This window comes from Bifidobacterium felsineum (assembly GCF_002802915.1).
In the GTDB taxonomy this organism is placed as follows: domain Bacteria; phylum Actinomycetota; class Actinomycetes; order Actinomycetales; family Bifidobacteriaceae; genus Bifidobacterium; species Bifidobacterium felsineum.
In genome coordinates, this window is sequence record NZ_PEBJ01000001.1 from 816,417 (window position 1) to 841,206 (window position 24,790).

The following is a 24,790-nucleotide window of genomic DNA, read 5'->3' on the forward strand; positions in this document are numbered from 1 at the left end:
TTCATGATTGCTCAGCGGAAAGTCACCTTGGCTTGATTCCGCTCATGAACAACCGAGGAAGGGGATAGGGCAGTGAATCAACACAATGAATTCAGGCGAGGTGCGTCTCGTGCCATCGCGCTCGTCGCATCCATCGCCACATTGGCGGGATTGGCCGGTATGGCACCTGCGGCGTTTGCCGCACCGGCGTTGACCGTATCCGCATGGCCAGGTCTCGCGGACGTAACCGCGCTGGACAACACCGATGAATTCGGAGCCGGCCAAGCCACCGGTGAACACACTGACGGCAACCTTTCCGGGTTGGTCTACGAGCCTGGTGCGAATGGTGCTGAAGGCACGCTTTGGGCCGCGGACAATGACTTGAACCCGACTCTGGGCATCACTGGTCCAAAGGGACCGGGGTCCATCAACAAGTTCGTTTACAAGGATGGCAAGTGGCAGCAGGATCCGTCTGACGGTTGGACCTTCACCAAGGATGGTCAGACCAAGGGCGGTAAGCAGCTGCACTTCAAGGATGGCAAGGGCGGCGTCGATTCCGAGGGCATCACGTTGATTCCTGGTGCGAACGGTACTCTCGATGCCTCCAAGGGCGTGTTCGTTGGCGCCGAGCGCGACAACGAGAACAAGAAGGTTCCTCGCCCATCCATTCTGCAGTATGACGTGACCGCCGCAGCCACCGACACCAATGGTGATGGTGCGCAGGACCTGACGGCAACGCACGAATGGGATTTGCAGTCGGCGCTCACCCAGTTCGGCGTTCAGCTTGAGAAAGGCGATGACGCCAACCTCGGTGTGGAAGGCGTGGCCTTCATCCCCGATTCCGCTCTGCTGGCCAACAAGTTCCAGTCGAACCTCGACCCGAACAACGTGCATGCCTACAATCCGGACGGTACCGCCAATGATTTCGGCGGCCTGTTCTTCGCCGCTTTGGAGAAGACCGGTGGCGTGTACGCCTTCGCATTGGCCACGGTAGACGGTCAGGACGTGGCATACCCGGTCGCAAAGACCGATTTGCCTGCAGCCGCCACCAACGCCGGATACTCCGGTCCGCGCGATCTGTTCTGGGACAGCGAGCACAATCAGTTGATCGCCGAAGGCGATAACGACTTGAACACCGGTGCAAAAATCGGCACCTATGAATTCAAGAACGGTACTCTCGAACTGACCAAGCTCACTGCTACCCCTGCGGAAATCGCCGGCCAGAACTCCGAAGGCTATGCGGTGACCCCGGATGCCGAAGCCACCAAGATTGTGGATGGCAAGGCATACAAGCCGGTGTTCTGGTCTGATGATGGCGTGACCAACGGCCACTCTCTGCGTGAAGGCTGGTTGGAAACCGCCAAGCCGGCATCCACCAAGACCACCATCAACCTGCTCAACACCAACGATTTCCACGGCCGCATCGACAAGAACCTGACCGTACCGTTCGCCGCAACTGTCGAACAGCTCAAGGCGGAGTATCCGAACAGCTCGCTGCTGCTCGGTGCTGGAGACCTGATTGGCGCTTCGCTGTTCAACTCCTCCGTGCAGAAGGACCAGCCCACCATCGATGTGCTGAACGCCTTGGATCTGAAGGCCTCCTCCGTGGGCAACCACGAGTTCGATCAGGGGTATGACGATCTGGTCAACCGAGTGATCGGCAAGGATGGTGAACGCAACGCCAAGTGGGATTACCTCGGTGCCAACGTCTACAAGAAGGGCACCAAGACCCCGGTGCTCCAGGAATACAGCATCCAAGACGTCGACGGCGTCAAGGTCGGCGTCATCGGTGCCGTTACTCAGGAAACCCCGACTTTGGTTGCTCCTGACGGCGTGAAGAACCTTGATTTCGGCGACCCCGTGGAAGCCGTAAACCGCGTGGCCAAGCAGCTGACCGATGGCGACGAATCCAATGGTGAGGCTGACGTGCTCGTGGCTGAATATCATGAGGGCGCTCCTGAAGCTGAAGACGAGTCCACCGGCAAGCCGACGTTGGACGAACAAAAGGCCGCAAGCCCAGTGTTCAAGCACATCGTCGATGACACGGATCCTTCCGTCAGCGCCATCTTCACCGGCCACACCCACATGCGGTACTCGTACACCGATCCGAACAAGAACGATCGCCCGATCATTCAGACCGGCAGCTACGCCGCGAACGTCGGCCAGGTCGTGCTCGACTACGACAAGACCACCGGCAAGGTGACCTACGAGAAGACCGGTACCGTGGCCGTGGACACCAGCAAGTCCGACGATGAGTTGGCGGCTACCGGCGACGATACGGTCAAGCAGGTCAAGTCCATCGTGGACGCGGCTGTCGCCAAGGGCACTGAGGAAGGCAATAAGAAGGTCGGTGCCGTTTCCGCCGACATCACCACCGCCTTCAAGGACGGCAAGCGCGATGATCGTGGTTCCGAATCCACACTCGGCAATCTGGTGGCTGACTCGCTGCTCTCCTCGCTCTCCAGCGCCGATCGCGGCGGTGCTGAAATCGGTGTGGTGAACCCCGGCGGCCTTCGTGCCGAACTGTGCAAGACCGGCGATAACGCTTCCTGCCCGCTGGCCGCAGATGGTTCCATCACTTACGCTCAGGCCAACGCCGTGTTGCCGTTCCTGAATAACCTGTGGACCACTACGCTGACCGGTGCGCAATTCAAGGAAGCTCTGGAACAGCAGTGGCAGACCACTACGGATGGCACCACGCCGTCTCGTCCGTATCTGCAGCTGGGCCTTTCGCACAACGTGTCCTACACCTATGATTCGAACGCCGAGCAGGGCCATCACATCACTTCCGTGACGGTGAACGGCAAGCCGCTCGACCTGAAGAAGAACTACCGCATCGGTTCCTTCAGCTTCCTGCTGCAGGGCGGCGATAACTTCCGCGTCTTCGCCCAAGGTACTGACACTCGCGACTCCGGTCTGGTCGATCGTGACGCCTGGATCGATTACTTGGGCAAGAACAATCCGGTCTCCCCGCGTTACGACCGCCGTGCGGTGGCTGTAACCGGTATTCCAACCGGTTCGCTCAAGGCTGGCGAGACGTTCACCTTGAACTTCTCCAAGCTCACGCTGACCTCGCTCGGTGTGCCGGCCGAAACCCAGCTGACCGCCACCATCAATGGCAAGGCCGCGGGCGAAGCGGCTGTCGCCAACGGTGATACCGCTGTGCTCAAGGTCACGGTTCCGGCCGATGCCAAGGCCGGTGACGCAACGCTGACCGTGGTCGGCGCCACGGACAAGACCACCGTGACCTTGCCGCTGACCATCACTACAGGCTCTGCGAATGGCGGCTCCCAGCAGCCGGGGCAGCAGCCAAATCAGCAGACCGGTAAGAACAACGGCAACAAGACCGCTGTGAAGGCCCAAGCCAAGCGCACTGCGGATACCGGTGCTGCAATCGCGCCGATTGCGGTCGCCGCATTGCTGCTTGCCGCAGGTGGCACGGTGCTTGCAGTGAAGCGTCGCAATGCCGCCAACAAGTAACAGTTGACAATTCAGCTGACCGATTGACCTGACCGGTTGGCCACCTGGCAATCACAAGGCGTCTGTGGATTACTGCACGACATGCAGATCCGCAGACGCCTTGTTCGTTGTATCTGACGTAATTCCTTGCGTAATCAACCCATAGATGTGCCCAATACGCCGGGAGCGTTGAAGTTTGGACGGTCGCTAGACTTGGAAGTTATGACTGACGAGAAGGAACAAGCATACGGTTCTTTGGGGCGTCTGGCCCCCGAGTGGGACGGCAATGAACGTGAGCGCAATCTCACTGCCGACGATATCTATGAGCGGTTCTTTGATTGGGTAACGGACGTTATGGGCATCGAACCGTGGCCTCACCAGGAGGAGGCCATTATGGATCTGCTTGCCGGGGACCATGTGATTCTCAACACCCCGACTGGCTCCGGCAAATCCTTGGTGGCGCTCGGCATGCATTTCGCCGCCCTGTGCACAGGTCGCCGCTCGTATTACACGGCACCCATCAAAGCGCTGGTTTCGGAGAAGTTCTTCGATCTGGTTGAAGTGTTCGGCCGCGAGAATGTGGGTATGATTACCGGCGACAGCCATATCAACGCGGATGCGCCGATCATCTGCTGCACCGCTGAGATTCTGGCCAATCAGGCGCTGCGCGAAGGTACGCATGCCGATGTGGGACTCGTGGCGATGGACGAATTCCATTACTACGGTGACCCGGAGCGCGGCTGGGCGTGGCAAGTGCCGCTGCTCACTCTGCCGCAAACCCAGTTCCTGCTGATGAGCGCCACGCTTGGCAATGTGGATGCCGTGGCCGATAAGCTTTCGGATCTGAATGACACCCCGGATGTGGATGTGATCGCCGATGCGCCGCGCCCGGTGCCGTTGAGTTACGAGTACACGCTCGACCCACTTGAAAAAACCGTGGAGCTTGCCTTCCGCAATGGTGAGACCCCGATTTACGTGGTGCATTTTTCCCAGGACGCCGCTCTGGAAACCGCACAGGCGCTCGCCTCCACCGGTGTGTCCAGCAAGGAGCAGCGCCAGGCCATCGCCGAAGCCATCAAAGGCGTGAAATTCACGACGGCTTTCGGCAAGATCCTGCAGCGCCTGCTGCGCACCGGCGTGGGCATTCATCACGCCGGCATGCTGCCGCGTTACCGCAGACTGGTCGAACAACTTGCCCAGCAAGGTCTGCTGCCGGTGATTTGTGGCACCGATACGCTCGGCGTGGGCATCAATGTGCCGATTCATTCGGTGGTGCTGACCGCCTTGACCAAGTTCGACGGCTCGAAGATGCGCCGGCTCAGGGCTCGTGAATTCCACCAGATCGCAGGCCGCGCCGGCCGCATGGGCTTTGATACGGAAGGCTTGGTGATCGCCGAAGCCCCCGAATACGAGATCGAAAACCAGAAAGCCATCGCCAAGGCCGGAGGAGACCCGAAAAAGCTCAAGAAGATCAAGCGCAAGAAAGCCCCCGAAGGCTTTGTGACGTGGAATGAGAACACGTTCAACAAGCTCATCGACGCCGAGCCGGAAACCTTGGTGCCGCATCTGAAGATCACACATTCGATGGTCTTGAACGAGGTGGCGCAAGGCGGCGATGCACGAGCCCGCGTGGAGGATCTCATCGACGACAGCGCGCAGACGCCGGAGCAAAAGGAGCATCTGCACCAGCGTGCCGACGAAATCTTCCAGACCCTGTTCGACACCGAGGTGATTGAAACCGAAGAGAGGCCGGACGGCGGCAAGGATTATTACATGACCTTGGACATGCCGGATGACTTCGCCCTCGATCAGCCGCTTTCGCCGTTCCTGCTTGCCGCACTGGAGCTTTTGGACCCTGAATCCGAAACCTATGCGCTGGACGTGATTTCCATGGCCGAAGCCACGTTGGAAGACCCGAAGCAGGTGTTGCGCGCCCAGGAGCGCCAGGCGCGAGACAAGGCACTCGCTGATATGAAGGCGGACGGCCTCGATTACGACGAACGCATGGATAAGTTGCAGGAGATTACGTATCCCAAGCCATTGGAAGACATGCTTGAAGCCGCATTCGACCAGTATCGTCACGACGTGCCGTGGGCGAATGATTACTATCTAAGCCCGAAATCGGTGGTGCGTGACATGGTGGAGACCGCATCTGATTTCACCGGATACATCGCGCGCTATAACATCGCCCGCTCCGAAGGCACACTGCTGCGATACCTTTCCGACGCCTACCGTACGCTTGCCCGCACGGTTCCGCCCGAGAAGCGCGACGAACAGTTGAAAGACATCATTTCGTGGCTGCGCGTGCTCGTACGCTCCATCGACTCCTCGCTGGTGGACGAATGGGAGAACGCGGGAGACTCCACGGATCAATCCGAAGCGGCGGCGTCCCTGGCGGCCCCCGGCAAGAAGAACGCAGTGGTGGAAGATCGCCGCGGTCTGATCGTGCTGGTCAGAAATGCGTTGTTCCGCCGTGTGCAGCTGATGGACCTTGACGATCCGGACAAGCTTGGAGCCCTCGACAAAGACTGGGGCTACGGCGTGCACGAGTGGGAGGATGCGCTCGACGATTACTACGACGAACATGAATATGTGGGCATCGGTGCAAACGCCCGTTCGCCCAAGCTCTTTATGCTCGATGACAGCCACGAGCAGGACGAGCATACGTGGAAGGTCCGCCAGATTATCGATGACTCGGATGGCGATCATGACTGGGCCATCGAAGGCATCGTGGATCTCGATGCCACCCAGGACACCGGCGAAGTGGTCTTCTACGACTACAAAGTCAGCAACTAAGGCATCGGCCGCAGGCCGATTCAATATCGAACGCATGTTCGAACGCTGGGGTAGTATGCAAGTATGACTGAGAATGATCTGTTTGGGGCTATGGATGCGCCGGAGTCGATGACCCGCCCGCTGGCGGTGCGCATGCGGCCGCGCACCCTGGACGAGGTGATTGGGCAGAAGCATGTGCTGGGGGAGGGCTCGCCCCTGCGTCGTCTCGCCAATCCAGCCAGCCGTGGCAGTCTCACCGCCCCAAGCTCGGTGATTCTCTTCGGCCCTCCAGGCGTCGGCAAAACCACGCTCGCCACCATTGTGGCCGGCCAGTCCGGCCGTGTGTTCGAGGAATTGTCCGCCGTGACCTCCGGGGTCAAGGATGTGCGCGACGTACTCAATCGCGCCCATGAGCGACTGGTCGCCAAAGGCCAGGAGACGGTACTGTTCATCGACGAGGTACATCGGTTCTCCAAATCCCAGCAGGATGCGTTGCTGCCCGCCGTCGAGAACCGTGATGTGACCTTCATCGGAGCCACCACCGAAAACCCAAGTTTCTCAGTCATCAAGCCATTGCTCTCGCGTTCGGTCGTAGTCAAACTCGAGTCCCTCGAACCTGAACAGCTCACTGAATTGGTGCAACGCGCCCTCGCCGATGATCGCGGTCTCAAAGGCGAAGTCAAAGCCACGGACGAAGCCATCGCGGATATCGTGCGTATGGCAGGAGGGGACGCCCGCAAGTCCCTGACGATTCTGGAGGCCGCCGCCGGAGCGGTAACCGGCGATGAGGCGCGCAAAAAAGGCGCCCGTCGGCCCATTATCACGCCTGAAGTGGTGGCCAACGTCATGGATACCGCCACCGTGCGCTACGACAAAGATGGTGATGACCATTACGATGTGATTTCCGCATTCATTAAATCGATGCGAGGTTCGGACCCGGATGCGGCCATCCATTATCTGGCGCGCATGCTCAGGGCCGGCGAGGACCCGCGCTTCATCGCCCGTCGCATCATGATCGCCGCCAGCGAGGAAGTCGGTATGGCCGCGCCTCAGATATTGCAAGTCACCGTAGCCGCGGCGCAGGCCGTGGCATTGGTGGGCATGCCGGAAGCGCGCATCATTCTGGCCGAAGCCACCATCGCCGTGGCCACGGCACCGAAGTCGAATGCGAGCTATAACGCCATCAACCAGGCGCTCGCCGATGTGGACGCCGGCAAAATCGGCGCAGTGCCCCTCTATCTGAGGAACGCGCCCACCAAGCTGATGAAGGAATGGGGCAATCATGAAGGCTATAAATATGCGCATGATTGGCCTGGTGCGGTGGCTCCTCAGGAATACATGCCCGAGATTCTGCGTGGCACTGAATACTATCATCCCAACGATCGCGGCTATGAACATGAGGTGAGCCAGCGACTTGCCAAGATTCGCCCTATTCTGCATGGCGAGGACGGGCAAAAGGGGTAAAGTGTAACGGAACAGTAAACGCTTTCAGTGGTGCAGGGGAGCGGAACATAAGATAAGGAGCGTGGAACGGCATGGCGGTCATTTTCATCGTGGACGACGATCAGGCCATCGGCGAGATGCTCAGCCTCGTGTTGGAAAATGAAGGCTTCCAGACTGTTACCTGCATGGACGGTCTGCGCGCCGTGGAAATGTTCCCCACAGTCAAACCTGATTTGATTCTGTTGGATGTGATGCTGCCCGGCCTGGATGGCACCGAAGTGGCCCGTCGCATCCGTGAGACTTCCAATGTGCCGATCATTATGCTCACCGCAAAGTCCGACACCACGGATGTGGTGGCCGGCCTCGAAGCCGGAGCGGATGATTACGTGCCCAAGCCATTCAAGGTGGCTGAACTCCTGGCCCGCATTCGTGCGCGTTTCCGCATTGCGCGCCCGGCTGAAAGCTCCGGCGCCGACCAGAGCGGCAACAGCGTGGCGAATACCAATCATATTGAGCGTGGCAGCATCGTCATCGACCGCCTCGAGCACACCGCCACCAAGAACGGCAAGGATTTGAACCTGACGCCGATGGAATTCGAGCTGATGTTCGTCCTAGCGGCCGCCGCGGGGGAGGCCATCAGCCGTTCCACTCTGCTCCATGATGTATGGGGGTATGAGAGCTCCGGCGACACCCGATTGGTGAATGTGCACGTGCAGCGTTTGCGCGCCAAAGTCGAAGATGATCCGGAAAACCCGCAGATTATCCAGACGGTTCGTGGCATTGGCTACAAGTTCGTCAATCCTGAGCACTGAGACTGATGCCGACCTCCCAGACCTCACCGTCAGTCATAGAGGCTAATACGGCTCCGCCGGCTGATGGTCTTGATCCGCGTCATCGTTTTCGGTTCAGCTTCCGAAGACTGCTCAAACACGGGCGTTCGGAAGTTCGTCGCTCGTTGCAGGCGCGAACCGTGGCGTTGACGGTGATTCTCACCCTGTCCGTGGCCATCGTATTTTCCGTGGTGTCCATGATTTCGGTGCGGGCATCGCTGTTGACGCAGACCACATCCCAATCCCAATCGGATTTCTCCAATATGGTGGAGCAGGCGCAGAATGGTTTGGACGCCTCCGACGCCACCACCACCGTGCAGATCCAGCAATTGGTCAATGATCTGGCCTCCAATCTGCAATCCGATGGCGCCTCCAATTTGGTGGGCGTGTACATGTGGAGCCGCGAATCCACAGCCCGTTCCATCATCCCGATTTCCACCGAGCCCACCTATGAGGATGTCATCACGAATGAGATTCATTCCGCGGTGGCCTCTGATGTGGAAGGCAATGTGTTCTATCAGCCGGTTACGCTGCCTATAGCCTCCGACGCATTAAGCGGCAATACACCCGGTGCGGTGCTGGGCACTGTGCTGGACTATGGCGTGGCAGGTAATCTGGAGTTCTTCACCATTTATTCGTATGCCTTGCAGCAGCAGTCATTGACGCAGATTCAGCTCAGCCTGCTCGCTGTGTGCGCGCTGCTCTCCGTAGCCGTGGGCGTAGTGATGTGGATGGTGATTCGCGGCATTGTGCGCCCGGTAGAGCATGTGGCCTACGCGGCGGAAACGTTGGCATCCGGCAATCTTGACACGCGTGTGGAAGTGAATCGCAAGGATGAGCTTGGCGTATTGCAACGCTCGTTCAACGGCATGGCCGACTCGCTCAACCAGAAAATCGATGAGCTCGAAGAGGCCAGTGCTTCTCAGAAACGGTTCGTATCTGACGTGAGCCATGAGTTGCGCACGCCGGTGACCACGATGCGTATGGCGTCGGATTTGCTGGAAATGAAAAAGGATGATTTCGATCCGGCGACGAAACGCACGGTCGAGTTGCTCTCCGGGCAAATCAACCGATTCCAGGATCTGCTCGCCGATTTGCTGGAGATTTCCCGATATGATGCCGGCTATGCTGCACTCGATCTGGTCGATGCTGATATGCGCGACCCTGTGAACGCGGCAATCGAACAGGTGGCTGGTATCGCGGCGGCCAAGCATGTGGATATTCGCGCCGTGCTGCCCAACGTGCAGATACTGGCCAAGGTGGATACGCGTCGCGTGACGCGCATTATCCGCAATCTGCTCGCCAATGCGGTTGATTTTGCCGAGGATAAGCCCATTGAGGTGCGTATTGCGGCTAATCGCAAGGCAGTGGTCATCAGTGTTCGAGACTACGGCGTAGGCATGGACGCGAATACGGTGGCTCATGTGTTCGATCGTTTCTGGCGAGGTGACCCCTCCCGTTCTCGTATCACCGGCGGCACAGGCCTCGGCCTATCCATCGCCATGACCGACGCATTGCTGCACCATGGTTCGATTCGGGTTCGCTCGGCACTTGGGGAAGGCACCTGGTTCCTGGTGATGCTGCCACGGGACCCCAGGGAGGAATCGATAGCCGATAGCGATTTGCCGGTCGATTTCGCCCGAGCGGCATCGAACGATTTCACCATCACCGGCGGATTCGGCGTGGCGGAGAGCCCGGTGGCGGATCGCAGCAATGCCATTGCGACTCTGCCTGCCATGGCACCGCAGCAGCGGACGGCATCGTATGCGCATATATCTTCGGACGATGATGAGGAAGGCGGTGAGCAATGAACCGGCGACTGCACACAACAATCTCATCGGCTGTGGCCGCACTGTGCTTCATGGCGCTGACCGCATGCTCCAGTCCTCTTGCCTTGCCGACCGGCGGCAGCGTGCAGACATTGGCGCCCGTGCAACAGCAGACGCAACGTGTATATACCAATCCACAAGGCCCGGTGGATGATGCGCAGCCGGAAGGCATCGTGCAAGGCTTTTATGATGCCATGCCGGCTGGCGTGCAGTCCGATGGATACCAGGTGGCTCGTGAGTTCCTCACCTCTTCAGCCTCCGTGGGCTGGAACGGCGATAATGCTGCGGTGATTTACAGCGGCACTCCGGATTTCCGCCGCCGCGCCAACACCATGACCGCGCCTCAGGGGGCGGAAAGCACGTTGATCGTGGAAGTGGAAGTCCAAGTCGTGGGCATATTGGACTCCCGTGGATTGTATACGCCGGTGCATGATACGCAGCCCCGTAAGCTTTCATACACGCTGATTAAGCAAAAGGGGCAGTGGCGCATTTCATCGCTGGAGAATGGCGTGGTGATTTCCACTGCGGATTTCGACCAGGTGTTCCGCCAAGTCTCCGTATACCAAGTGTCCTCGTCCGGCAAGCAATTGGTGCCGGATGTGCGCTGGCTCAGCTGGCGTAATTGGCGTACGCAGGCGGTGCGGGAAATCCTTGGTAGTGTTCCGAGCTGGCTGGAGGGTGCCGTTCAGGAGCCTCATCTGGCCACGGTGTCGCTTGCGGTGGATTCGGTGCCGATGCAGGACACGGCCGTCACGGTCAGCCTCACCAACGGCATGAACGCGTTGAGCGACGAGGACCGCAGCATGTTGGTGCATCGCATCAGATTGACGCTGGGGGACGGCAATTCCGGATACAACCTCAAAGTGACCGGTGATGGCGTGGATTATTCGGATGCTGATTCCAACATCAAACTCAGCGCCGACCAGCCGGCGGTGGGCGTATACACATTGACCGGCGGGCATATCGTGTCCCTGTCCAGCTCCAGCCCATTACGTGTGGCGGATGCTCCGGGATTCGATAACGCACTCGGTTTCGCGTTTTCCGCCAATGGGGGAGCAGTGCTTCGCGCTGACGGCGTTGCGGAATGCCTAAGTGCTAACGGCGGTTCGTGCGGTGTGCTGTTCGGTGGCGTTCGTATACGTTCGGTGACCGCCGGTTTGAATGGCGAAGTATGGGCCGTGGGTGATGATGGCAGAACGTTGTACATCCATCGCAACGGGCAATCCGCGAAGATCACTATCCCGTGGCTGGATGCGGACGGACGGGTGACCTCGGTCAACGTCTCCACTGAAGGGTCCCGATTGGCGCTTGCCGTTGACGGTGGCTCATTCAGTGGTGTGGCGATTACCGGTATCGTGCGCGATGAAAACAACGACGTGACCGGGCTCAGCAAGGCGGCGGCACAGGTGAGTCTTACGCAGGATGTGGCCATGCTGTCGTTCTATAACGATTTGAATCTTGTATATGCCACTTCGGCCGGCACGGATGGCACGCGGCAGAGCGCGTATCGTCAGATTGTGCCCGGCCCGGCCGTGACCCAGCGACTGCCGGAAGGCACGAGTGTATCGATGGCATCCGGCCAGATCAGCCTGTACCGTCGTCTATCCGTACTGGACAACACCGGTACCGTGCGCTCGGTGTCCGGTTCGCTCGATGGCTCCTGGTCCATTGCCGACAGTCAGGTCGATGCGCTCGGCTCCCAGTGAGCGCCACTGAATACATGCCGGCTGAATCGCCTCTTATATGCAATAACTCCCGTACGCTCGCTCAAAGCGCCGGGAGTTATTGCGGTAGGGGGACACCGAATCAGATGCCGCCGTACTCCTTCTTGAACAGTTCGGCCGGCACCTCGGAGTTCATCGGAACCTCGTAGATGAGGTATTCCATGTTGAACGGAATGTTGAACAGGTGGCGGGTCACGCCATACTCTTCCTTGGTACCCAGGAAGTTGAAGTTATCCGGGCACTCCGGCTCCCACTTGGCCAGAAGCTTGGCGGCGTCACCGATGGTGGCGGCCACGCCGGCCAGGTGCTTGACACCCTCAACCTGCTTGATGATAAGGAAAACGGTCTGCATAGTTAACCTTTCTGTATACCTTGTGGCGGCGGCCTTGTCGCTCGACCAGCAAGCGACTCTGCCGCTGTGCAACGATTACCATTATGGTAGATAAACGGCCAGATTCCGCCAAGTTTCGCCATTTTCCCGGCACTGTTATCAATTTGTTATAAACCTGTTATCAAAATGTTATCGCTCACGATTGAACATTCAATCTGTTCGCTCCATACTTGAGATTGTCGATGACACGAAGTCATCAATGTGGATGGATGAACATCCAGAGAACACTGCTCGAGGAGGAGTATTCATGAAGAATTGGAAGAAGGCCATTGCCCTCGTTGCTTCTGCTGCTGCACTGGTTAGTGTCGCGGCTTGCGGTTCCAGCAGCGCCGGCGGTAGCAGCAATGGTGGCAAGAAGACTGTCGGCTTCGTGGCCGTTGGTCCTGAGGGCGGCTTCCGTACCGCTAACGAGAACGACATCAAGGCAGCATTCAAGGATGCAGGCTTTGATCTGGTCTACTCCCCGACTCAGAACAACGATCAGCAGAAGCAGATTCAGGCTTTCAACAAGTTCGTGAACGACGAAGTTGACGCCATCATTCTGTCCTCCACTGAGGATTCCGGTTGGGATGATTCCCTGAAGAAGGCCGCTGAGGCTGAGATCCCGGTCTTCACCGTGGATCGTAACGTCGAGGTCAAGGACGCCGACGCCAAGAAGGCCATCGTCTCCCACATCGGACCGTCCAACGAATGGGCTGGCCAGCAGGCCGCCGAGTTCGTCAACAAGAACTTCCCGGATGGCGCCAACGGCTTCATCCTGGAAGGCCCTGCAGGCCTGTCCGTGGTGAAGGATCGTGGCACTGGTTGGTCCGACAAGGTTGCCTCCAACATCAAGGTCCTTGAGTCCCAGTCCGCTAACTGGTCCACTGATGAGGCCAAGACCGTGACCGCTGGTCTGCTCGACAAGTACAAGTCCGAGAACCCGCAGTTCATCTTCGCCCAGAACGATGAGATGGGCCTCGGCGCCGCTCAGGCTGTTGACGCCGCCGGCCTCAAGGGCAAGGTCAAGATCATCACCATTGATGGTACCAAGAACGCTCTGCAGGCTCTGGTTGACGGCGACCTCTCCTACGTGATCGAGTACAACCCGATCTTCGGTAAGGAAACCGCTCAGGCCGTCAAGGATTACCTGGATGGCAAGAAGGTTGAGAAGGACATCCAGATCGAGTCCAAGACCTTCGACGCCACCAGCGCCAAGGAAGCCCTGGACAACAACTCCCGCGCTTACTGATAGCACGGCTGTCCAAAACCGATAACTGAACTGAACCAGTAGTGATGGTGTGAGAAGGGAAAATCGATTCCTTCCACACCATCACTCATGTTCGGCCCAAATATCACAAAACGATAACAATTCCCTTCTCGTTTAAGGCAAAGACATGACTGATAAAACCCCTATCGTCGTGATGAAGGGCATCACGATTGAATTCCCGGGCGTCAAGGCTTTGGACGGTGTCGACCTGACCCTCTACCCAGGCGAAGTGCACGCTCTCATGGGTGAGAACGGCGCTGGTAAGTCGACCATGATCAAGGCTCTGACCGGTGTGTACAAGATCGACGCCGGCTCCATCACCGTGGAAGGCAAGCCGCAGAGCTTCAACGGTACCCTGGACGCACAGAACGCCGGTATCGCCACCGTGTACCAGGAAGTGAACCTGTGCACCAACCTCTCCGTTGGTGAGAACGTGATGCTCGGCCACGAAAAGCGCGGCCCGTTCGGCATTGACTGGAAGAAGACCCACGAAGCCGCCAAGACCTACCTGGCGCAGATGGGTCTGGAATCCATCGATCCCCACACCCCGCTGAGCTCCATCTCCATCGCCATGCAGCAGCTGGTCGCCATCGCACGCGCCATGGTCATCAACGCCAAGGTGCTGATCCTTGATGAGCCGACCTCCTCCCTGGACGCCAACGAGGTGCAGGACCTGTTCAAGATCATGCGCAAGGTGCGTGACTCGGGCGTGGCCATCCTGTTCGTCTCCCACTTCCTCGATCAGATCTACGAGATTACCGACCGTCTGACCATTCTGCGTAACGGTAAGTTCATCAAGGAAGTCATGACCAAGGACACTCCGCGTGACGAACTCATCGGCATGATGATCGGTAAGTCCGCCGCAGAGCTCTCCCAGATCGGCGCCAAGAAGTCCCGCCGCGAGATCGAGCCCGGCGAGAAGCCACTGGTCGAAGTCAAGGGCCTGGGCAAGAAGGGCACCATCAACCCGGTCGATCTGGACATCTACAAGGGCGAGGTCGTCGGCTTCGCAGGCCTGCTGGGCTCCGGCCGTACCGAGCTTGGCCGTCTGCTCTTCGGTGCGGACAAGCCGGATTCCGGCACCTACGAGTTCAACGGCAAGAAGGTCAACATCTCCGACCCGTACACCGCCCTGAAGAACAAGATCGCATACTCCACTGAAAACCGTCGTGACGAGGGCATCATCGGCGACCTGACCGTTCGCCAGAACATGCTCATCGCTCTGCAGGCCACCCGCGGTATGTTCAACCCGATTCCGAAGAAGGAAGCGGACGCGATCGTCGACAAGTACATGGAGGAACTCAACGTTCGTCCGCGTGACCCCGATCGCCCGATCAAGAACCTGTCCGGTGGTAACCAGCAGAAGGTGCTGATCGGCCGTTGGCTGGCCACCCACCCGGAGCTGCTCATCCTCGACGAACCGACCCGTGGTATCGATATCGGTGCCAAGGCTGAAATCCAGCAGGTCGTGCTCGACCTCGCCGCCAAGGGCATGGGCGTCGTCTTCATCTCCTCCGAGCTTGAAGAGGTTGTGCGTCTGTCCGACGACATCGAGGTCCTGAAGGATCGTCACAAGATCGCAGAAATCGAAAACGGCGACACCGTCTCCCAGGCGACCATCGTCGAAACCATCGCTAACACCAACGTGAACGGAAAGGAGGCGTGAGATGGCTGAAAAGGCAAAGGAAGAGGGCAACGCTCTCGTGAAGAAGCTGCTGGGCAACAACCTGACCTGGTCCATTGTGGCATTCATCCTCCTGGTTGTCATCTGCACCATCTTCCAGCATGACTTCCTGGCTTTGAGCTGGAACACCAACACCGGCGGTCTGGCTGGCCCGCTGATCACCATGCTTCAGGAATCCGCCCGATACCTGATGATCGCAACCGGTATGACCCTGGTCATCTCCACCGCAGGCATCGACCTTTCCGTCGGTTCCGTGATGGCAGTGGCCGGCGCAGCCGCCATGCAGTCCCTTTCCAACGGCGTCAACGTTTGGGTCGCCATTCTGATCGCCCTGCTCGTCGGCCTGGTCATCGGCTGCGTCAACGGCGCTCTGGTCTCCCTGCTCGGCCTGCAGCCGTTCATCACCACCCTGATCATGATGCTCGCCGGCCGTGGTATCGCCAAGGTGATCACCTCCGGTGAGAACACCGATGCTTCCGCAGTCGCCGGCAACGAACCGCTGAAGTGGATCGCCAACGGCTTCATCCTCGGTATCCCCGCCAACTTCGTCATCGCCGTGGTCATTGTGATTCTCGTCGGCCTGCTGTGCCGCAAGACCGCAATGGGCATGATGATCGAGGCCGTCGGCATCAACCAGGAAGCCTCCCGTATGACCGGTATCAAGCCGAAGAAGATCCTCTTCCTCGTCTACGCGGTCTCCGGCTTCCTTGCGGCTATCGCTGGTCTGTTCGCCACCGCATCCGTGATGCGTGTCGACGTGGTCAAGACCGGTCAGGACCTCGAAATGTACGCCATTCTGGCAGTCGTCATCGGCGGCACCTCGCTGCTCGGTGGTAAGTTCTCCCTCGCCGGCTCCGCTGTCGGCGCTGTGATTATCGCCATGATCCGCAAGACCATCATCACCCTCGGCATCAACGCCGAAGCAACCCCGGCCTTCTTCGCCGTCGTCGTGATCGTGATCTGCGTGATGCAGGCTCCTAAGATCCACAACTTGGGTGCGGCAATGAAGCGTAAGCGCGCGCTCAAGGCTCAAGCTAAGGCGGTGGCAGCATGACAACAGCTACGGCAAACAAGGTAAAGGCTCCTAAGAAGGGCTTCAAGCTCGATCGTCAGATGATCCCGACCCTCGCGGCCGTCGTGATCTTCCTCCTGATGATCATCATGGGACAGGCACTGTTCGGCACCTACATCCGACTGGGCTTCATCTCCTCCCTGTTCATCGACCACGCCTACCTGATCATCCTGGCCGTGGCCATGACCCTGCCGATCTTGACCGGTGGTATCGATCTGTCGGTCGGCGCCATCGTGGCAATCACCGCAGTCGTTGGTCTGAAGCTGGCAAACGCCGGTGTTCCCGCTGTCCTGGTCATGGTAATCATGCTGCTGATCGGTGCTGTGTTCGGTCTGCTCGCCGGCACGCTGATTGAGGAATTCAACATGCAGCCGTTCATCGCGACACTGTCCACGATGTTCCTGGCCCGTGGTATCGCCTCCATCATCTCCACCGATTCCCTGACCTTCCCGGACAATAACAACTTCGCGTTCATCGCCAACGAGATCAAGATCATCGATAACCCGAAGATCTCCAACGATCTGTCCTTCAACGTCGGTGTGATCATCGCTCTGGTTGTTGTGGTCTACGGCTACATCTTCCTGCACCACACCCGTACTGGCCGCACCATCTACGCCATCGGTGGCTCCCGTTCCTCCGCTGAGCTGATGGGTCTGCCGGTCAAGCGCACCCAGTACACCATCTACCTGACCTCCGCAATCCTTGCGGCTCTGGCTTCGATCGTGTACACCGCCAACATCGGTTCCGCAAAGAACACCGTTGGTGTGGGCTGGGAGCTCGACGCAGTGGCCTCCGTGGTCATCGGCGGCACGATCATCACCGGTGGCTTCGGCTATGTGCTCGGTTCCGTGCTCGGCGCTCTGGTCCGCTCCATCCTCGACCCGCTCACCTCCGACTTTGGTGTGCCGGCTGAATGGACCACCATCGTGGTCGGCCTCATGATCCTCGTCTTCGTGGTGCTGCAGCGCGCTGTGATGGCAGTCGGGGAGAAAAAATAGGTCCCGAGCCTGAAGGCTCTCCAGATCCCCGGAACCAAGTAAATAATTGAATAATAACTGAATAGGTGAGTTCCGGTTCGGCCGTTCTTCATCAATCATTGAAGATCGTGGAGCGGTTCAACCGGGGCTCGCCGCAATCTTTCTCCTTTCTCTTTTCTTCCTTTCATCGACGTGTGGGGCGCAGTTCGGATTTCCGGGCTGCGCCCCACACGTTTTTTCATGCCGATGCTGTGATGCAGCGTCCGCCTTCAGGCCTAGACTACGTTATGGCTATAAACGGGACGCACCCTCGGAACCTGTTTCGGTCTTATCAGAAGGTGCGTAGAGACACATACGCCGGTTGGTAAACCTGACATTCCATTTTGTTTGAACCAAAGACGTAGAGGAGCTTTTCTATGCCCGAAACTGAGCAGATGCGCGCACTCGATACGGAGAAGATTCCGCTGAAACTGATTGGCGCCATCGTAGCTGTGGGCTCGCTGGCCTTTATCGGCATTCTGACCGAAACCGTGATGACTGTGCTGTTCCCCTCATTGATGCGTGAGTTCCATGTGGACACCGCCACCGTGCAGTGGATCACTACGATTTATCTGCTGTCCGTGGCAGCCACGATGCCAATCAGCTCGTTTCTGAAACGCCGTTTTCCGCTGAAGGCCATCTTCCTTGCCGCAGTAGCGCTGGCCGTCATCGGTTCGTTGATCATGATTGTGGCACACGTCTTTCCGTTGCTGATCGTGGCACGCATTATTCAGGGCATCGGTTCCGGCATTGCCACACCACTGATGATCAACATCATTCTGGAACAGTCGCCACGCTCCAAGATTGGCCGTCTGATGGGTGTCGGCTCCCTGGTCATCACCGTCGCTCCCGCCATCGGTCCGACCGTCGGCGGTGCCGTGACCGCGATTTTGCCGTGGCGTGCCATTTTCGTGGCTGTTGTTCCGTTGGTGCTGATCGCCGCGTTTATCGGTATGAAATGCATTGAGCAGAAAATCCCCACGGAGGCCGCATTCCTTGATCCGATTCAGTTGGGCTCCATCATTCTGGCATTGGTCGGGTTGGTGCTGGCATTGAACCAGGGCGGTGTGGCCATCAGCGCGGCGGTGTCCGGCCAGGCGGCAGCCAAGTCCGGTGTGATTGCGATCGTGAGCTTGATCATCGGCCTAGGTTCTCTGCTGCTGTTCGCTTTGAGTTCCAAGAAGGCGTTCTCTCCGTTGCTGCGTCTGGGCATTCTGCGCGATCCTGTGGTACTGCTGCATGTCATCGCCTATCTGGTGCTGCCGCTGGTGGCCATAGGATACGGTTACGTGATCACCAATGTGTCCCAGCTCTCCCTTGGCGTGAGCGCCTTTGTCGCCGGCTCTCTGGTACTGCCTGGTGCGTTGATTGGTGTGGTGTGCGCTCCTGTGGGTGGCTGGTTGTATGACCGTTTCGGTGCGGTCAAGCCGATTCTGATTCCTATTGGCATCGCCATCGCGGGGCCGGTGCTGATGCTCATCTTCTCCATGCATCTGACTGCTGCAATGCTGTGCGGTTTCTACTTCATTTTCGGCTTCTTCTACGCCGTGGGTGCCGCGAACATCATGACCAGCGGATTAAGCGGTGTGCCGCATGAGTTCCGCCCCGATGGCAACGCCATCTTCAATACCTGTCTGCAGTTCGGCGGCGCGGCCGGCACGGCCCTGTTCTCCACTATTCTGGCGGTGGCGCAGGCAGGCGCCGGCGAAGAAGGCACGTCGCGGTTCGCACACGCCACGGCGGTCGGTGGCGCATGGACTTTCGCCACGATGACCGTGATTTGCCTCATTGGCTGGGGTTGTTTGGCGGCTGCCTTCCGTATCCGCGCCACACGTCGTTAGGTGATTCCGGTCAGGCTCCTCTTACCAAGAGGAGCCGATTTTTATCCGCACCGCGGCCTAGGTTGGTGGCCATGGGAATCGAGAACACGCATAAGCTGATTGTCAATTGCCTGCCGCTGAACGAATCCGAACGGCAGACCTTCATCAAGGCTGCGCATGGGGTGCCTCAGGAGTTCGTGGGTGATTATGCGCATCGAACGGATATGGTGTGGCCGGTGTCCATTCCGGAGGAACTCCGCGCCAAAGCCACGGCCGTAATCGGTAACTTTCCGCCAAGCGAAGCCGCACAATTCCCCAGACTTGAATGGCTGCAGACCTTCAGTGCCGGTGTGGACGCCTATCTCAAAGAAGGAGTCTTGCCTCGCGGCACAATGGTGACCAACGCCTCCGGCGCATATGGGCAGAGCGTCTCCGAGCACATGTTCGCCCTGATGTGGGCGCTGATGAAGAACATTAACCAATATGCCGCAAACCAGCGTGAGCATCGTTGGCATGATCAGGGCTCAGTATTGAGCCCTGAAGGTGGCATCGCGCTGGTGATTGGCGCCGGCGATATCGGTTCGCATTTCGCACAATTGGCGCAGGGCATCGGTATGCGCACGTTTGGGGTGCGTCGTCACGCTGACGTGCCGGCAAAAGGCATCGAGAAAATGTACGGTTTCGAACGTTTGGATGCATTGTTGCCATTGGCGGATGTCGTGGCTCTCGCCGTGCCGCGTTCGCCGCAAACCCACCATCTGTTGAATGCAGAACGCTTGGCACGTCTGAAGGAAACCGCTATCGTCATCAACGCTGGACGTGGCGATGCCATCGACCCGGATGCGTTGGCCGAGGCGCTGCACGAAGGCCGGATTCATGGAGCCGGTTTGGATGTTACCGAACCGGAGCCGCTGCCTGAGTCAAGCCCGCTGTGGGATGAACCTCGCTGCTTGATCACCCCGCACGTGGCCGGCGGCAATCATTTGGAAAAGACCTCCGAACAGATCATTCGCATTGCACAGACCAATGTATCCCGCTATGCGCGTCATCAGGAGCTGATCAACCTCGCTCGCAAATGAGTGAGCAACCAAACAACATGAATGCGGCCCGCAGAACATCATTGTCCTGCGGGCCGCATTCATGATATTGGAGAAGACAATCAGTCGCGATCAGTACTTGTTCGCGCCGTTGCCTTCGAAGTCAACCTTGAATCCACGCTGGTAGTGCAGGAACATGGCGGCGCCGTAACGATCAACCGGACGGTGGGTGAACAGCATACGGATGGCGAACGCCGTCTGCACATCCTCCGGCAGCGCAAGGAACGCCTTGTGCGCATCCCAGTACGGGTTATGGGTGATGGCGGCGTCCGGAACGTAGGCGTAGCCGTATCCATCCTCGTTCACGTAGCCCATGAACGGCAGGCCCCAGGCGTTGTGGTTGGTCAGCTGGGTCTTGAAATACTCCACCTCGTCGAGCGCCTGATCGCTGATGCCAAAGCTCTTGGCAACCGAATTGGCCTTGGCGGTCTTGGATGCCGGGTCCTTGCCGAACATATCCGGGTCTACAACGATGACTTTTTCTTCAGCCATGATGATCCTTTCACTGTAATGCCGTGCTTCATGGTGAAGTCGGTAATGTTCAATTACGTAGTAAAACGCACATCTCTAATCCTTGCTCTTGTGAGAAAGGATATGCACATTGGTTTGTGCTGGTTCTTTAGCCTAGCACTCAAAATGGCGTAAATAAGCGGTTTAACAAGTAATTCATGCGTTGGTAACTGTTTTGGAAGGTATTGTTTTTCTGTGATATCCAGTGTGTGTTTTTTGCTAAAGTGAACATTTATGATGTTCGATTTAATTTGCAACTGAACAACAAAAACGGCCGTACATGATTGGAACATGCACGGCCGGCGTGTCGCAATGATTGCGCTGCGTCTGTTTGACGGCGAAGGATGCTAGTCGGAAAGCTCGTGGCCGTTAGCGTCCTGATGCCATGGGGAGCCATAGCGGCTAGTAAGAATGAGGATGCCTTCCACCAAGCCCCAGATGGTGGCGGCCAGCGGGCCAAGTCCGAGCAGAATCCAGCCCACGCAGGTGAGCAGCAGCTGGGCTATCGCTTTGCCGGTATTGCCGAGGTAGAAGTTGTGCACGCCGAAAGCGCCAAGGAAGATGCCGAGCAGGCCTGCGGCGAGTTTGGACTTGGATGAGTATCCGGCACTGTACTGCGGAGCGCCATACTGCGGGTTGGGGGCGGTGTATTGCGGCTGCGTGTACGCGTTGGCAGGCTGACCATACTGCGGTTGCGCGTATTGTTGCTGACCATACTGCTGTCCGTAAGGCTGCTGCTGCGCATAGGCGCCAGGTTGAGCGTAGGCATTGCCCGGCTGCTGGCCATACTGCTGAGCGGATGCCGGCTGCTCATAAGCGTTCGTCTGTGGCTGCTCGTAGCCGCCGGCCGGTTGAGCCGGTTGCGTGTATGCGTTTGCCGCAGGGGCAGTTGGTGCCGGCTGCTGAACGGATGGGTCCGGCACGTTCGATGGTTCCGGAGTGGTGTACGCGTTGGGGTCCGGATTAACCGGAGTATACGGTTGCTGATTATCACTCATCATTGGGCCCCTTCTCGAGGTATATGGCGATGTTGTTTCGTCATTGACATACATCTTCTCACGTTTTGTCTAAAACAGAAACATCGGCTCGCACAACACGATGCGGCTGGCGGCTATGTTCCTCCATTGGAACATAGCCGCCAGCCGCATCATAGATAATTCAAATAGTGCTGAGACTATCTGAGCCTTACTCGCGTACCAGTTTGATGTGCTCCACATCCTCACGCTTGGAAGCGCGGTAGATCACGAAACGGTTGCCGATGGACTGCACCACTTCGGCGCCAAGCTGCTCGGCGAGTTCGGCGGCCGCCTCTTTGGCGGTCAGACCTGAGCCATCCTGCACGGCGCACTTGATCAGCTCATGCTTCTCGATGGTTTCATCAGCCTGCTTGATGGCCGCCTCGGTCAGATCGTTCTTGCCCACATAAAACAGCGGCTTCAATGTGTTGGCCATTGCGCGCAGCTGTTTGATTTGCTTCTTGGTTAATGCCATGAGAATTCCTTACATTCGAGTAACCACTCGAGCATAGCCGTCGGGCCGGATGTGACTGCAAGCTTGACGGCTATACGGCTAGAGCATCACGATGGCCGCGATATAGGCGATGATGATTACAGCGAACAGCGCATCGGCGGGGCCGGGGGAGAACACTCGCCAATGCGTGCGCGTGATGCCTTCCTCATAGCAACGGGCGTCCAATGCCAGGCTCAGATTGTCTGCATGACGCAAGGTGCCCGCGAACACCGGCACGATGATTGCACTCATGGCTTTCACACGTTGCCCGAGAGAACCGGTTTCCACTGATCCGCCACGTGCCGCCTGGGCGTCGATGATTGACTTGGTCTCGCCGGTCAATGTAGGGATGAATCGCAGTGCGAGGCTCATCACCAATGCGATCTCCTGAGTATGCATACCGAGTCGCTGCAACGGGTGCAGCAATGATTCGAAGGCATCGGTCATGGCCGTGGGTGTGGTGGTTTGTAGGAACACCGCGCCAAGAATGATCACCAGAGCGAATCGGCATGCGTAGAGCACTGCAATCATCACACCGTCCGAGGTTATGGAAAGCGGGCCAAGGCTGACAAGCGTGCTGCCGGTACGTACCACGATGAGATTGGTCAGACTCATCAGTGCAAGCAACGCCAGAATCGGATGAATGGCGGAGAACAACCGAATTGGGTGGATTCCGGCGGCGGTGATGATACCGAAGGTCACAGCCGCGCCCAATATGAGTTGCGCGGGCGTATTGACCGCAAACATGGTGAACATAGCCGCCAGGAATCCCACCATTTTCATTCGGGGATCCAGTCGGCCCACGTAGGAATGGTTGCGTACGGGTTTGGAGCTGCCATTCGTATCAACGGATGTTTCACGCACGGTTTCATGCTCATCCGGCATGCACGTCACACGGTCGGCCAATGCGAATGCCTCGGCACGATCATGGGTGATCATCACGATGGTCACCCCTTGGCGCTGCAACGTGCGAATCAGCTCATGGATGCGCGCCTTGGCTCGCATATCCAAACTCGCCGTTGGCTCATCCATAATCAGGACTTTCGGCTGGCATGCCACCACGCCGGCGATGGCGACCAGTCGTTGCTGGCCACCGGAAAGATCGAATGGGGAGCGGTTCGCAAGGTGCTCGATATGCAAGGCTTTCAACGCATCGCCCACGCGAGTCTGCACCTGCGCCTCGTCCAGCTTCTGGTTGCGAGGACCGTACGCTACATCGTCGGCCACGGTATCCGCGAACAACTGATGCTCAGGATGCTGCATCACATAGCCGACGCGGCTGCGCAATTGCATAAGCTGTTCGCGGTTCGCGCCACGAAGCTTTCCCGCACGCGTTACCTGCGATACCGGGACACCCGACACCTCGATGGAACCGCCCGTCGGCTTGCCCAAAGCGCACAACAGCTTGGCCAACGTGGACTTGCCGGAACCATTGGCGCCCATGATGGCCAAGGTCTCGCCTTGCATCACATGGAATGAAAGATTCTGAATAACCGTGCGGCCAGAGCCGTAACGGTATTGCAGATGCTCCACACGAATGGCTGCGGAAGCATGTGTTCCGGCTGGCTCGCTGTCCAACGCTTGATCGCCCAGAAGCGGCAGATTACCGCCAGTTACAGAGTCTGATGTGCCAACGGGCACTACAGTTTGCACAACTCCAGGTTCAGGGCAAGGAGCATCATGAGGATTGGCGATTTCGATGATGCGCCCTTGTTCCATATGCACGATGCGGTCGGCATGCAGCGTCTCATCGGCGTGATGAGTCACGTGCACAATGGTGGTGCCTCGGGCCTGCAGCCTGTCAAGCACGGTCATGACTTCCGCACGTGCAGTCTCATCCAGCATGGCGGTGGGTTCATCGAGCACCAAAATAGCCGGATTCATGGCAAGCATACCGGCGATGGCCGCACGCTGCTGCTGGCCGCCACTCATGCGTGTGGGGTCTGAGGCGCGATGCGAGGCAAGGCCTACGGCTGTAAGGCTTGCCTCGATGCGCTCGCCGATATGGGAGCGCTCCAACCCTAGGTTTTCCGGGCCGAAGGCGACATCGTCCTCGACCACTGTGGTGACGATCTGGTCTTCCGGATTCTGGAACACCATGCCGATGCCACGGCGTGCGGCACGGTATTCAGCGGCGTTCGGACCGGCTGACGAAGTATATACAGTGTGGCCAAGTAAGGTGATGGCACCGGAGTCGGGTGCGGTCAGGCCGGCAATCAATCTGGCCAACGTGGATTTGCCGGAGCCATTCGGCCCTACGAGGCAGAGTCGCTCACCGGCATATACGGTGAGCGAAACGTCATCCAACGCCCAAGTCGAACCGTGATCATAACTGAATCGAATATGACTGAGCTCGGCGGCTGGGGTGGTGGACTGTTGCGGACTGTCTGGCATGGTACTCAT

The 24,790-nt window shown here is 58.2% G+C and carries 17 protein-coding genes; 12 read left to right on the forward strand and 5 right to left on the reverse strand.

Going from position 1 to position 24,790, the window contains the following annotated elements; translation table 11 throughout:
- Nucleotides 1–72: 72 nt before the first annotated feature.
- The 6 genes from CSQ86_RS03345 (at nt 73) to CSQ86_RS03370 (ending at nt 12,021) form a co-directional block, all read left to right on the forward strand.
- Nucleotides 73–3,459 carry a bifunctional metallophosphatase/5'-nucleotidase gene (locus tag CSQ86_RS03345; protein ID WP_243387586.1) on the forward strand — a complete coding sequence of 1,129 codons (3,387 nt, stop codon included), beginning with the start codon at nt 73–75 and terminating at the stop codon, nt 3,457–3,459.
- Nucleotides 3,460–3,660: 201 nt separating this feature from the next.
- Nucleotides 3,661–6,234, forward strand: coding sequence for a DEAD/DEAH box helicase (locus CSQ86_RS03350; RefSeq protein WP_100493644.1), 2,574 nt, complete (start codon nt 3,661–3,663; stop codon nt 6,232–6,234).
- 63 nt (nt 6,235–6,297) lie between these two features.
- Nucleotides 6,298–7,677: a replication-associated recombination protein A gene (locus tag CSQ86_RS03355; RefSeq protein ID WP_100493645.1), complete on the forward strand. Its 1,380-nt coding sequence runs from the start codon at nt 6,298–6,300 to the stop codon at nt 7,675–7,677.
- A 71-nt stretch (nt 7,678–7,748) separates the two neighbouring features.
- Entirely contained in the window at nt 7,749–8,468 is a 720-nt protein-coding gene (gene mtrA / locus CSQ86_RS03360; protein ID WP_100493646.1) for an MtrAB system response regulator MtrA, read from the forward strand.
- A 5-nt stretch (nt 8,469–8,473) separates the two neighbouring features.
- Nucleotides 8,474–10,297, forward strand: a complete 1,824-nt coding sequence (mtrB, locus tag CSQ86_RS03365) for an MtrAB system histidine kinase MtrB (protein ID WP_100493647.1) — start codon at nt 8,474–8,476, stop codon at nt 10,295–10,297.
- Entirely contained in the window at nt 10,294–12,021 is a 1,728-nt protein-coding gene (locus CSQ86_RS03370) for an LpqB family beta-propeller domain-containing protein (protein WP_100493648.1), read from the forward strand. Before mtrB ends, CSQ86_RS03370 begins: the two co-directional genes overlap by 4 nt.
- Nucleotides 12,022–12,121: 100 nt before the next feature.
- On the opposite strand, the gene CSQ86_RS03375 is transcribed toward CSQ86_RS03370, so the two are convergent.
- Nucleotides 12,122–12,391: a hypothetical protein gene (locus CSQ86_RS03375; protein ID WP_100493649.1), complete on the reverse strand. Its 270-nt coding sequence runs from the start codon at nt 12,389–12,391 to the stop codon at nt 12,122–12,124.
- Between the two features lie 286 nt (nt 12,392–12,677).
- On the opposite strand from CSQ86_RS03375, the gene fruE reads away from it, so the two are divergent.
- The 6 genes from fruE (at nt 12,678) to CSQ86_RS03405 (ending at nt 20,350) form a co-directional block, all read left to right on the forward strand.
- Nucleotides 12,678–13,661, forward strand: coding sequence for a fructose ABC transporter ATP-binding protein FruE (gene fruE, locus CSQ86_RS03380; protein WP_100493650.1), 984 nt, complete (start codon nt 12,678–12,680; stop codon nt 13,659–13,661).
- A gap of 145 nt (nt 13,662–13,806) precedes the next feature.
- Nucleotides 13,807–15,345, forward strand: coding sequence for a fructose ABC transporter ATP-binding protein FruK (gene fruK, locus CSQ86_RS03385; RefSeq protein WP_100493651.1), 1,539 nt, complete (start codon nt 13,807–13,809; stop codon nt 15,343–15,345).
- A gap of 1 nt (nt 15,346) precedes the next feature.
- On the forward strand, nt 15,347–16,417 hold the full coding sequence (gene fruF / locus CSQ86_RS03390; protein WP_100493652.1) for a fructose ABC transporter permease FruF: 1,071 nt from the start codon (nt 15,347–15,349) through the stop codon (nt 16,415–16,417).
- Nucleotides 16,414–17,433, forward strand: coding sequence for a fructose ABC transporter permease FruG (fruG, locus tag CSQ86_RS03395; protein WP_100493653.1), 1,020 nt, complete (start codon nt 16,414–16,416; stop codon nt 17,431–17,433). The genes fruF and fruG overlap by 4 nt, the downstream gene beginning before the upstream one ends.
- Nucleotides 17,434–17,828: 395 nt before the next feature.
- Nucleotides 17,829–19,292 carry an MFS transporter gene (locus tag CSQ86_RS03400; RefSeq protein ID WP_100493654.1) on the forward strand — a complete coding sequence of 488 codons (1,464 nt, stop codon included), beginning with the start codon at nt 17,829–17,831 and terminating at the stop codon, nt 19,290–19,292.
- Nucleotides 19,293–19,363: 71 nt separating this feature from the next.
- Complete coding sequence (locus CSQ86_RS03405; protein ID WP_165773715.1) at nt 19,364–20,350, forward strand: D-2-hydroxyacid dehydrogenase; 987 nt, start codon at nt 19,364–19,366, stop codon at nt 20,348–20,350.
- A 90-nt stretch (nt 20,351–20,440) separates the two neighbouring features.
- Here the strand turns inward: CSQ86_RS03405 and CSQ86_RS03410 are convergent, their stop codons facing one another.
- The 4 genes from CSQ86_RS03410 to CSQ86_RS03425 form a co-directional block, all read right to left on the reverse strand.
- Nucleotides 20,441–20,860, reverse strand: coding sequence for a glycerophosphodiester phosphodiesterase (locus tag CSQ86_RS03410; RefSeq protein WP_100493655.1), 420 nt, complete (start codon nt 20,858–20,860; stop codon nt 20,441–20,443).
- Between the two features lie 365 nt (nt 20,861–21,225).
- Nucleotides 21,226–21,876, reverse strand: coding sequence for a TM2 domain-containing protein (locus tag CSQ86_RS03415; RefSeq protein WP_214378518.1), 651 nt, complete (start codon nt 21,874–21,876; stop codon nt 21,226–21,228).
- A gap of 187 nt (nt 21,877–22,063) precedes the next feature.
- Complete coding sequence (locus CSQ86_RS03420; protein WP_100493657.1) at nt 22,064–22,369, reverse strand: YhbY family RNA-binding protein; 306 nt, start codon at nt 22,367–22,369, stop codon at nt 22,064–22,066.
- 78 nt (nt 22,370–22,447) lie between these two features.
- Nucleotides 22,448–24,790, reverse strand: coding sequence for an energy-coupling factor transporter ATPase (locus tag CSQ86_RS03425; protein ID WP_243387588.1), 2,343 nt, complete (start codon nt 24,788–24,790; stop codon nt 22,448–22,450).